At 33.8% G+C, this 10,832-nt stretch carries 7 protein-coding genes; 2 read left to right on the top strand and 5 right to left on the bottom strand.

The annotated features are described in order from the left end of the window. Positions 1-72: 72 nt before the first annotated feature. The 4 genes from VKJ25_RS14535 to VKJ25_RS14520 all read right to left on the bottom strand — a co-directional run bounded on the left by VKJ25_RS14535 (position 73) and on the right by VKJ25_RS14520 (position 8,331). Positions 73-672, bottom strand: a complete 600-nt coding sequence (locus tag VKJ25_RS14535) for a MiaE family protein (protein ID WP_324237350.1) — start codon at positions 670-672, stop codon at positions 73-75. A 256-nt stretch (positions 673-928) separates the two neighbouring features. Beyond that, a complete protein-coding gene (locus tag VKJ25_RS14530; protein WP_324237349.1) occupies positions 929-2,284 on the bottom strand; it encodes an ion transporter in 1,356 nt (451 codons plus the stop codon). A gap of 691 nt (positions 2,285-2,975) precedes the next feature. Beyond that, positions 2,976-5,156 (bottom strand): tetratricopeptide repeat protein, encoded by a 2,181-nt coding sequence (locus tag VKJ25_RS14525; RefSeq protein ID WP_324237348.1) that lies wholly within the window; start codon positions 5,154-5,156, stop codon positions 2,976-2,978. Positions 5,157-6,450: 1,294 nt separating this feature from the next. Then, positions 6,451-8,331 (bottom strand): PQQ-dependent sugar dehydrogenase, encoded by a 1,881-nt coding sequence (locus tag VKJ25_RS14520; protein WP_324237347.1) that lies wholly within the window; start codon positions 8,329-8,331, stop codon positions 6,451-6,453. A 755-nt stretch (positions 8,332-9,086) separates the two neighbouring features. Here VKJ25_RS14520 and VKJ25_RS14515 point away from each other — a divergent pair. Next, positions 9,087-9,689, top strand: coding sequence for a pyridoxal phosphate-dependent decarboxylase family protein (locus VKJ25_RS14515; protein WP_324237346.1), 603 nt, complete (start codon positions 9,087-9,089; stop codon positions 9,687-9,689). Positions 9,690-9,861: 172 nt separating this feature from the next. Here the strand turns inward: VKJ25_RS14515 and VKJ25_RS14510 are convergent, their stop codons facing one another. Beyond that, entirely contained in the window at positions 9,862-10,356 is a 495-nt protein-coding gene (locus tag VKJ25_RS14510; RefSeq protein WP_324237345.1) for a helix-turn-helix domain-containing protein, read from the bottom strand. A 150-nt stretch (positions 10,357-10,506) separates the two neighbouring features. On the opposite strand from VKJ25_RS14510, the gene VKJ25_RS14505 reads away from it, so the two are divergent. Next, positions 10,507-10,832 (top strand): hypothetical protein (locus VKJ25_RS14505; protein WP_324237344.1); only part of this gene is annotated, 326 nt, incomplete at its 3' end.

The following is a 10,832-nucleotide window of genomic DNA, read 5'->3' as shown; positions in this document are numbered from 1 at the left end:
TTCTTCCTTCTTCCTTCTTCCTTCTTCCTTCTTCCTTCTTCCTTCTTCCTTCTTCCTTCTTCCTTCTTAATATTAACTATGAATCCTCGGTTCTGGATGTAAATTACTCAGTATTTCACTTTCAAATAGTGCTAATTCTTCTAATCTTTTCTCCACAACTTTCTGTTCAAAATAAGTTGTAGCTAAAACCCAATATACTCCATAATGTCTAGCTTCAGATGTCATTAAACTACGATAAAATTTTGCTAATTCAGAATCATGACAATAATCAGCGAGTAAACCTAAACGTTCGTGACTACGAGCTTCTATTAAACAGTAAACTAATAATAAATCTAACATTCTTTCAGGCTCATTTCGCCGAACTTGACTGTTTAAAGCAGCTCCATAAGGAGGAGAATTTAAAGGTGCTAAAGGAATATTTCGACGTTCTAACCACTGATTTACTTGTTCAAAATGTTCTAATTCTTCATGAGCAATAGCAGTTAACATTTTAATAAGTTTAGCATTAGAAGGATAACGAAACATTAAATTTATAGCTACTCCTGCTGCTTTTCTTTCACAGTGAGAATGGTCTAATAAAATAATGTCTAAATTAGCGATCGCTTGTTCTATCCAAGCTTGAGAAGTTGGTTGTTTAATATATTTAATTGTTGGTGTTTTTGATACTTGCATATTTTTTTTCTATATATATAAGCTCTAACCATATCTTTGCACGGGATGTCGGTTTTTGCCAAACGAGACAGGAGCCAACCCACCCCTAACCCCTCCCAGGAGGGGAAGAATAGCGATAAATAGAATAGGGAAAAAGATAGATGTTGATCGGAAATGTTTAAAAATAGCTACTCCAATTAATTTTAGATGTTTATCTCTATAGTTTATTCCTTTTTGTTAAAGGTTTTTTCCCTTCCTTCTTCCTTCTTCCTTAGTATTAACTTATTCCAGTTCCATAACGTTCTTCTGCTATTTTCTGAACATGATCTGCAAACTCTGGATAATGTTCTAATACTTTTTTAAAGTCATCTTTATATAAGATAAATAACTCACAGTAAGTTAATGTCTTAACAGATGCAGTACGTTGCTTTTCATATAAAATAGCAATTTCTCCAAAGAATGTACCTGCCTCCATAATTCTATATACAGTACCAGTTTTTTCTGAAAAAGCTTGCACCGCTCCACGTCTAATAAAGTACATTTCATTTCCCCATTTACCTTCACGAATTATATATTCATTCGGAGGTAGTATTTCTGGTTTTAATACCATTACTATTTCTCCCACAAAATTTGGATTTGCATTTTGAAAAATTGGAACTTTTTCAATTACTTCTTTGTGCAGCTCTAGTGCTAATCTCATCCTTAAAGGAACTGGTAATTCTTCTAGTATATGATAATCTCTAATATCTTGATTTTCTAGCCATATATATTGATAATAGTCTCTAATATTTTCTTGTAACTTCAGAGTAATTCTATTATCTCGCATATAGGTTTGAATTTGCTCTAGCTTTTCTCGATATCTAGTTGTTACAGCATCTAAGTTAGACATTAATGAAGATACGTTACCAATAATATAAGCATATAGAGATATCCCTAAAAACATAACTATTAAAGTAAATGTTATTTCAATTTCAGTAACGGGAGTAATATCTCCATATCCAACGGTAGTCAGAGTTGTAATTGCCCAATATAGAGAGTTAATATATTGAGTTGTTGTACTTGCTGAATCTAATGATTTAGAAATTAACCAAGAACTTCCGTGACTAGATTCCCAACTACCAATCACAAACCAAATACAACCTACCCAATGAGTAATTAAAATAATTAATATTACTAATTTAAACATTCTCAGCAAAGTAGGATTAATATGAATATCAGTTTCCCACTTGTTAAAAATTCGATAAAATTGAGGTAAGCGTAATAAACGAGTTAATCTCAACCAGGCGATAATAAATAGTGAGTTGGGCAATGAAATTCTGGCGATTAAATCTCCAGGAAAACTCACTATTAAATGTCTGAGAAAAAGTCCGGAATTATAATAATGTTGACCTATCTTTTTTTGGTCATCAATATATTCTCCTAGCTCAAAGTAACCTAGATGAAATTGGAGAAATATATCGGCTACTAGAATAGTATCCCCGATTAAATCTAATATAATCCAGATGTCATTAAATCTTGTTTTAAAAGCAATTCTGAATGGAATCAGAAAAGCATTATAAGTGGTAACACATACAATCAATACTTCCCAGAATTTAATAAGTTTACTATAGGGATTAAATATAGGTATTTTCACTTCAGTTCTTTCAGTTAAATAGTTGTGGAAAATTAATTTCCTAGTTGAGATAGGGAATGGGGAACAGGGAATAGGGAACAGGTTATTTCAGTTATCATTTATCAGTTATTAGCGAACCTGAGACAATAATTTTTTACTATCAAAGAGTTTCAGTTAAAAAAAATGTTTCATTAGACATCTCCAGAAATAAAAAATAGAATCAATTCTTATCTATAAATCATTAACTACTCCTTCCTGTTCCCTGTTCCCTCTTTTCCGCAGATGTCTATTCTGATTCAGAATAACTATATCAGTCAATAGGGTTGAGACAAGATAACTACTAGATAAAATTTTGAGATTTATTCACTGAAGAGTACAAAGTTCTCCTAAAAAAAATATTTGCTTTAAAGGTTGACAGTATTACTTGTACAAGCTTACCGAATAATTAAAAGTTGATAGTCAATAATTATTCATTCAACAATTCACCTCTGGAAGCCTCCCCTATCCTAGGGGATAAATAAAAAATTTTCATGATTAGTCAATCCCCTTCTTTGAAGAAGGGGTAATTATTAATTATTAATTGTTCATTATTAATTGCTGAAATCACCTAAATTATTCAATAGAAAGTTTCTAACTTTTATATAGCTCAAAACCTTAGCTATTAGCTAGCAATAGTTATTCCTAGAACTTGGCACTGTCCAGTTGTTAATTATTAATTGTTCATTATTAATTGTTCTATCATGGCATACATATCTTGAGCAAATTTTTTGGGATTCCACAAAGGTGCTAAATTTTCCGACTCTTTAGACTTAACTAACATATCAATATATTCTTGTCGTAAATTAGAATCTTGACCTAATTTCACACCCCAATCAATATATTCTTTCCATGACCATGATACTCCTAATTTAATATCTAAACTCTCTAGAAAAGAATAACCCATTCTAGATAAAAATTGTTCTCCAGTATGAGTAACAACTGGCAAGTTAAACCATAAAGCTTCTAAAGTATGAGTACCACCATTATAAGGATAAGAATCAAGCAAAATATCTCCTAAAGAATAAATAGTTCTGTGTTCTTCTTCTGTAGAAAATCTATCCATAAATTTAATTCGATGAATACTTATTCCTTCTGCTTGACAAGCTTCATAATAAGCAGCTTTAAATACTTCTAAATCTCCTAATCCTTTATGAACTAAAATACTATTAGGAACTTGCTTCAAAATAGTAACTTGCGCTTTCACTAAATCTCGATTAAATTTCCTACCTGGTGTTAAACAGAGATAAACTATTTGCTCTGAATCTATTCTCTGAGACCTTCTTAATTTAACTTTATTTGTTTCTATTCTTTCAAAACCAGAAACTGCTACAAATGAATTTGGCATTCTCACTAATTTTTCGACATAGTATTTATCTCGGTTTTGGGGATGAGTATTCCAGTCACAGAGAAAATAATTATCTGAGGATATGTAAGGAGCATCAAATCCTAACCAAGATATACAAATAGGTGCTGGTTGATGATAGAGAATCTCTGTATTAATTGGTAAACTTAGAGAGTCTAAGTCTATTAATATATCTATTTTGTCTTGCTGAATTTCACTAATAATTTCTTTGACATCTGCTATTCCTTGAGGATATTTTTTCGGTACATATAATTTAGTGACAGCTTGACTAAATTTATTGGTTTGGTCATCTACTTTTAGACGTTCTGTTGAATATAAATAAGTTTCTGTATCGAGCTTTCCTAACTCTCTAATTAAATCGAGACTACACCAACCTACAGAATGTCTACAAAAATGACTGGATATAAATCCAACTTTTAATTTTCGGCTTTGACTATACTCAAAATTTGTCAATTTTTGCTGATTATTATACTTAGGTTTGAGAACAAGTTGACTATAAGCATTAGATATTAACTTGTAGAAATGAGAGTTAGCTTCAATATCATCTCTTAAATAAGGAACGCTGAATAAAAAGTTTCCATATAAAGATTTTAATTCAACTGATTTTTTGATAATATTTATATCTTCTATCAGTTTAGTTTCCAGCTCCAAAAATCTATCTTTAGCAATTTCATTTAAGCCAGATACTTGATGGGTACTAATCATATATATAGCAGTCATAATCGGATCGATTTCACTACATTCTTGACTATATTTATTCACCGCTTCCCTAGCAACTTGATAATTATTACCATCTCTCAAAATGCCACATAAATGTTGATGAGCTGTAACATAATTAGGTTGAATTTCAATCGCTTTTTTCAGGTTTTGAAGAGCTTCAAAAAATTTACCTTGATTTCTGCAAATAATTCCAATTTGACAATAAGCTTCCCCTAAGTCCGGCTGAAGTTTAATCCCTGTTTGCCAAGCTGCAATAGCTTCTGCTAATTTACCCACTTCAGCTAACCTGTATCCCTCCCTTAAACTAAACTCTACTCCTCCTAAATTAGGATTTAATTCTAATGCTTTTTGTTGGGAGGCGATCGCTTCATCTGACTTACCCATCTTTTGCCACACTTTGGCCAAATTCCAATAAGCAGCGGCCATCTCTGGTTGGAGTTGAATAGCTTTCCGGTAACAAGCGATCGCCTCTTCTAATTTTCCCTGACGATAAAACATACTGCCCAAGTTAACATGAGCTTGGGATAAGTCAGGATTCAAATCTATGGCCTGATTATATTGACTAATTGCTTCTGAGATGTTACCCTGGGCCTGAAGAATATTTGCCAAGGTAACATAAGTAGGTGCCCAATTAGGTTGTAAAGTTAAAGCTTCATGACAACAAGCGATCGCTTCTGACAATTGTCCTTGAGCGTAGTAAAGTTCCGCTTCTTGTGTTAGGTTTTCAGCTTTTGGAGTTTGTGAGCTGGAAAAATTGGAGGGGGTATTCATTGACTGACTTTTTGTACTAATTAAAACTTTAAATTTATCATATTTAGGTAGTATTGATTAGACATCTCCAAAAAGAAAAAACAGGAAATCAATTCTTATCCAGAGATTATGAATTACTTCTTCCTATTGCCCATTGCCTATTTTCTGGAGAAGTCTAATAACCACAATATAAAAAGATGGTATACATTGGTCTGTTTGTGATTACTAATCCTAATCACGATAATGTTAATAATACTTCATTAATGGATAATTACCCCTCCCTAAAAGTGAGAGGATTGGCGCTTCAGGAAAAGATTTATTTTTTTCCCCTATCCAAGGGGAGGCTTCAAGGCGCGAATTATTTAATTATTTAATTGTTTAATTGTTTAATTATTAATTATTTCGGTAAGTATTCAGCAGTCAGCATTCACTGGTCAGCTATTGCTTGTAGTTTTAGAGAAAAGGTAATAATTCAGGAATTTGTCTGACTACAAAATTCATTGTTCACTTTCTTTATGCGTTTAAATCTCCTCCTTAAAGTTGAGTTTTTTATTGCTGATAACTGATAGCTGAATGCTGACAATAATACTATCTGGAACAGAATTAATTGTGCATTTTTGATATCTCTATAACGATAAAGATATCAGATCATGTCCGTTGGTATCGGAGCGTGTAAAAATTAAGGTCTTTCCTTCTTTTAAAGCTTCTTCCTTTTTCCTTCTTCCTTACCTTTTCCATATAATACCGATGCTACCGGACATGATATCAAAGGAAAAAGTTTTTTATCATTGATTATCCGGACATGATATACAGGACTTACGCAGGGAGGGGAACTCAGAAACCCGGTACGAGGGTAGATTCTTGCTGTTCAAAACAACCATTTCTCGTAGAAACCGGGTTCCTCCCTTGTAAGTCCTGATATAATACCAATTTGATAAATGTTTGCTACGAATCTTTGTTCCCTCCATACCTCCATACCTCCATACCTATTCCCAGTTAAGTTTTCCCTATCACTAGGGTGTGTCATCAATTAAATAAGTTGACAAAAAGGTTATTCTCTGTTAAGTAAAAATGGCGATCGCGATTGAGTAGGTTCAGATATAGTGATCGCATACCTGAAATTGTGAGGTCGGTAGGGGCGGGTTTCTCAGTTAAATGAACGATTTTCAGAAGTTATATAAACCCGCCCCCAAATGATGTAATGAACAGTTTGAGCTTTGTCAGTCCACTACTTTTGTTGATAAAGCTTCTCACATCTAATTGATGACACACCCTAGAGTTTTGCAACATTCTTTTTTCAGATTGATATAATTTCCTAACTTCTGAGGAAGAAATCTTTTGCTTCTATGGATGGAATATTCGTCAAAGTAGCAAATTGACCTCCATTGCCGAAACCTACTTCACTACCATTGGAGTTGTAAAATAAGTTTCCATTTCCACTGTTATAAACAATAACAGCATCAGAAGTTTCTGCTAGTTCGTCATTAGTAACTATTGCAAACTCACTGACAATGCTGAAACCTCTTTCCGACTCGCTGTTGATAGCAGTAAAAGTTGTCAAGTCTAGAACAATAATGTCTCCCTGGATTTGAGAAAAATCAGTAATTGTATCTATACCTATATCCTCAGTCTGAAATTCTTGATTAGTATTAAAAATAAAGTAGTCAATACTCCCACCTCCCGTGAGTTCATCGTTTCCAGAACCACAATTAAGTCTATCGCGACCAATACCTCCACTCAGAGTATCGTTACCTTCACCTCCTAACAAAGTATCATTACCGCTATGACCAATTAACAAATCATTACCAGGTTTACCAAATAGTCTATCATTACCTCTACCACCTTGAAGAGTGTCTTCACCTTTACCACCCTTAAGGGTATCTTCACCTTTACCACCAATCAATATATCGTCTCCACCATTACCAATGAGGCGATCATTACCTCTTCTACCAATAAGTTGATCGTTACCTTCCCCACTCTGCAAATTATCATTTTCATTAGTACCTTCTATCGTTTCATTTTCCGGAAATTGAATCCGATAAATTCGATTATTTACTTCTTCAGTAAATAACAAACTCCCATCTGGTAATACCTGTAAACCTGTCGGACGACCCCAAGTTGTTTCCTCTGAAACATTTAAAAATCCTGTTAAAAAATCTTGATATTCTCCTGTAGGATTTCCATTTTCATCAAAGGGTACAAATACTAATTTATAACCTGTAGGTTCCTGACGATTCCAACTGCCTCGAAATGCGACAAAAGCTCCATTTTGATATTCTGCTGGAAAAGTTTCTTCATCATAAAATTGGAGTCCTAAAGGTGCCGAATGAGATTGAAATAAAACATCTGGAGTATCAGTTTGAGCAACTAAATCTGGATTTTCTCCAGCTCTTCTGGGGTCTTCCAAATCAGGTGATAAATAAGCATAAGGCCAACCATAAAATTCCCCTGATTCTAATCCTGTTAAATAATCAGGAACTAGGTCATCTCCTAATCCATCTCGTTCATTTACAGTAGTAAAAAGTTGATTTGTAATTGGATGAAAATCTAAACCTACAGGATTTCTTAAACCTGAAGCAAAAGTTTGTTGATTAGAACCATCTAAATTCATTACTAAAACTGATGCTCTAGGTAATGGTTCTACAGATACATTAGAGGCAGAACCAATAGAAACAAAAAGTTGATTATTGTCAGAAATTGCTAAGTTCCGAGTCCAATGACCTCCTGCTGGTAAATCGGCAATTTTTTCACCAGTTCCATTAATTGCTATATCGCCAATATTATAAGGATATCTGACTACAGAATTTGTATTTCCGACATAGAAATAATCTTCAGTAAAAGCCATTCCAAAAGGTCGATCTAATCCATTTTCTGCACTTGCAAAAACTTGAGAAAAATCTACTGTTCCATCCCCATCTGTATCTCGTAATAAACGGATTTGATTCAGGGGAGTTTCTGTTACTAATACATCTCCAGTGGGAGTAACTTCTAACCAACGAGGACTTTGTAAATCTTCAGCAAAAATATTAACAGTAAATCCATCTGGAACTTGCAAAATTGGATTGTCTGGAATTGGAATAATAGTAGCAGGATTACCAACACTATCAGTAGTAAAAGGTTCTGGTAATGAATCTAGAGAAATAGAGATATTTTCTGATTCTAAAGGTTGGGTTTCTATTAGTTTGTTAGTTATCATTATTTTTAGAGATGTTTGGGTTTTTGAATATTATAAATAAATATGTAAGTATTTTATTCTGGATGTTACACACACAGCTATTGCAAAGTTAGGAAAACCCTGTAAATTAAACTAAAGGGTCTAAAAATATAAATAAACTCCAAAATTTGATACAATATACTTTTAATTTTTATAGTTAGTATATTTTTTGAAGTTCATCTAAATCTTTACATCTTGAATCTAAACTTATATAAATTAAGTATATTATTAGAGCTAAATAATTTCTATCGAGGTTATTAATTTTTAGAATAATTTTATCTTTAGATATCTGGTTTCTGGCCTCCACCTAAAAATTGGGATAAACTCCTACAGATTTTCTCATTTGGATAAACCATATTAAGAAGGTTGTATGAAAGTTCTCTACAAGGTTTTAGTTACGACAATAGGAAAATTATAAATTAGTTCAGCTAAGTTTAATATGATAGGCTAAAAATTAAAATTAGATAATCTAACATTTTCAATGAATTATGTATGCAAAAAAAACTCACAGATAATTTCAGTTATCAGTACCTGTTCCCAGAAGCTTGAAGTAATGAACTATTATCTTTTCATCTTCTTGGGGGAGGATTTGGATATCTTTTGTTGGTAAGGAAATTCACCAAAAATTTCTGCCCAAAGATGTATCCGTACCAATGATATTCCATCGCTAAACTTTAGTTATCAATTATCAATTATCAATTATCCAGTATGAATCAATCACAACTTCTGGCGGTGCATTGATTTTGTCCGAAAATCAACGTCAACGATTAACAGGTATCGAACACAGCGACTCCATTACATTTAATCCGCAAAAATGGTTATATGTGGCAAAAACTTGTGCCATGGTTTTGTTTAGAGATATGGCAAGTCTGACAAAAGCTTTTCAAATTCCCGCACCCTATATGCGTGACTCTGAAGACTTTATTAACTTAGGTGAAATAAGCGTTCAAGGTACTCGCCATGCCGAAATTTTGAAATTATGGCTATCACTTCAGCATATTGGTAAGAGTGGTTACGAACAACTTATTGACGAGAGTTATGTATTGACGGAGTATTTTATACAGCAAGTCAGAAAACGCCCTTTTTTGGAAACAAGTGGTGAATCAGAAACAAATCTGGTTTGCTTTCGTAGTATACCTGCTTGGATTCCCGATAACCATTGGGATAAATGGAACTCAGATTTACAAGTTTATCTGCTGGAAAAGGGTGAGACTTTCTTATCACTGCCAAGATATCGTGGGCATTATTGGCTGCGGGCAGTTTTGCTCAATCCATATACAGATACAGAAATCATCGATCGCTTATTTGAGCATATAGATACATTTGTTCAACAGAAATAGTGAGGAGAGCATAGTATAGCAAAAAGAGGGAGGCGTTTAGTTATCTAGAAGAGTATTTTTAATATTGTTCCTGCTTTTTCTTTGATCTGAAAAAGATTTAGCAATCCGTCATAACGTATCGCTTCTTCCATTATGTTCAGTGCATTACACTCCGTTAACGCACCCTAATGAGCTAATATTGTTCTTCTTCTCTGTGGTATTTGATATTTTCAGCGATTGGAAATTCTACTGGTGAGTCGGCCACTATTCGCAGGTTGATGTCAACTACAATTTGATTTTTATTTAGTGCCACATTAGCTTTTTTAATTAAAAGTTTAGCTGATAAATAATCATCTGATTCTGGTTCCAGGGGCAACTGAGATTTATAACCTGCTTCTTCCAACCATTCACAAACATTTCTCCAGTTTTGGATTTTGTCTTCTTGTTTGCCTACCAAAATTCTGACGTATTGGTATAAAGTATTACACAAAGCCACCTCAACTCCGTTAGCATTTTTATGGAGTTTTTCGGCAATTTCTCCCGGACTATAACCAGATATAAGACCCCGCAGATGTAGCTTTTCAGTAGGTGTTAGATGGCGGCCTTTAGCAGAGGCCATGTCAGCATAGAGGGTTTTTAAGTCCCAATATTCGGCTGCTGTGGAGAAGAGTTGGTCTTGAGCTGGCACAGTTAGATGTCCTCCTGTTGGAAATTTACTAATTGGATTATAACAGGATTGCTAACGTTTATTAGTTGTTTGAGGTAGATTGCTGAGTTAAAGTTACTAACATTATTGGTAAAAATAACTTTGTTCATCATTAGCTATCAGGGAGTAAATATGGCATTTGTAGATACAGTTTTTGATTTTTTCGATAGCGGTGCCGGACCTATTGACGGACCTTATGGTGCCATAGGAAATAATTTTCCAATACCCGTCAGCACAGATGTCGTATTGTTCGGCAACGAAAGCGACTCTCTATCTCTGCCAACAGGCTCATTTGTAACTGTTGGTTTTGCTAATCAAACAATCATTGACAGTCCAGGAAACGACATTTTTATTGATGAAGTAGGCCGTAATAGTAATACTGAATTTGCAGATATTTTCGTCAGTTCTGACTTCGAGAATTTTACCTTTCTGGGAAGAGCTGGAGAAGGTTCTAACGC

The sequence above is a fragment of the Okeania sp. genome, from assembly GCF_035285525.1.
Taxonomy (GTDB): domain Bacteria; phylum Cyanobacteriota; class Cyanobacteriia; order Cyanobacteriales; family Microcoleaceae; genus Trichodesmium.
This window is presented reverse-complemented; position numbering and strand designations above follow the sequence as displayed.

Excerpts from the sequence above, each read along its gene's own strand:
- VKJ25_RS14535 (WP_324237350.1), bottom strand. The coding sequence starts at position 672 with ATGCAAGTATCAAAAACACCAACAATTAAATATATTAAACAACCAACT.
- VKJ25_RS14525 (WP_324237348.1), bottom strand. The coding sequence starts at position 5,156 with ATGAATACCCCCTCCAATTTTTCCAGCTCACAAACTCCAAAAGCTGAA.
- VKJ25_RS14520 (WP_324237347.1), bottom strand. The coding sequence starts at position 8,331 with ATGATAACTAACAAACTAATAGAAACCCAACCTTTAGAATCAGAAAAT.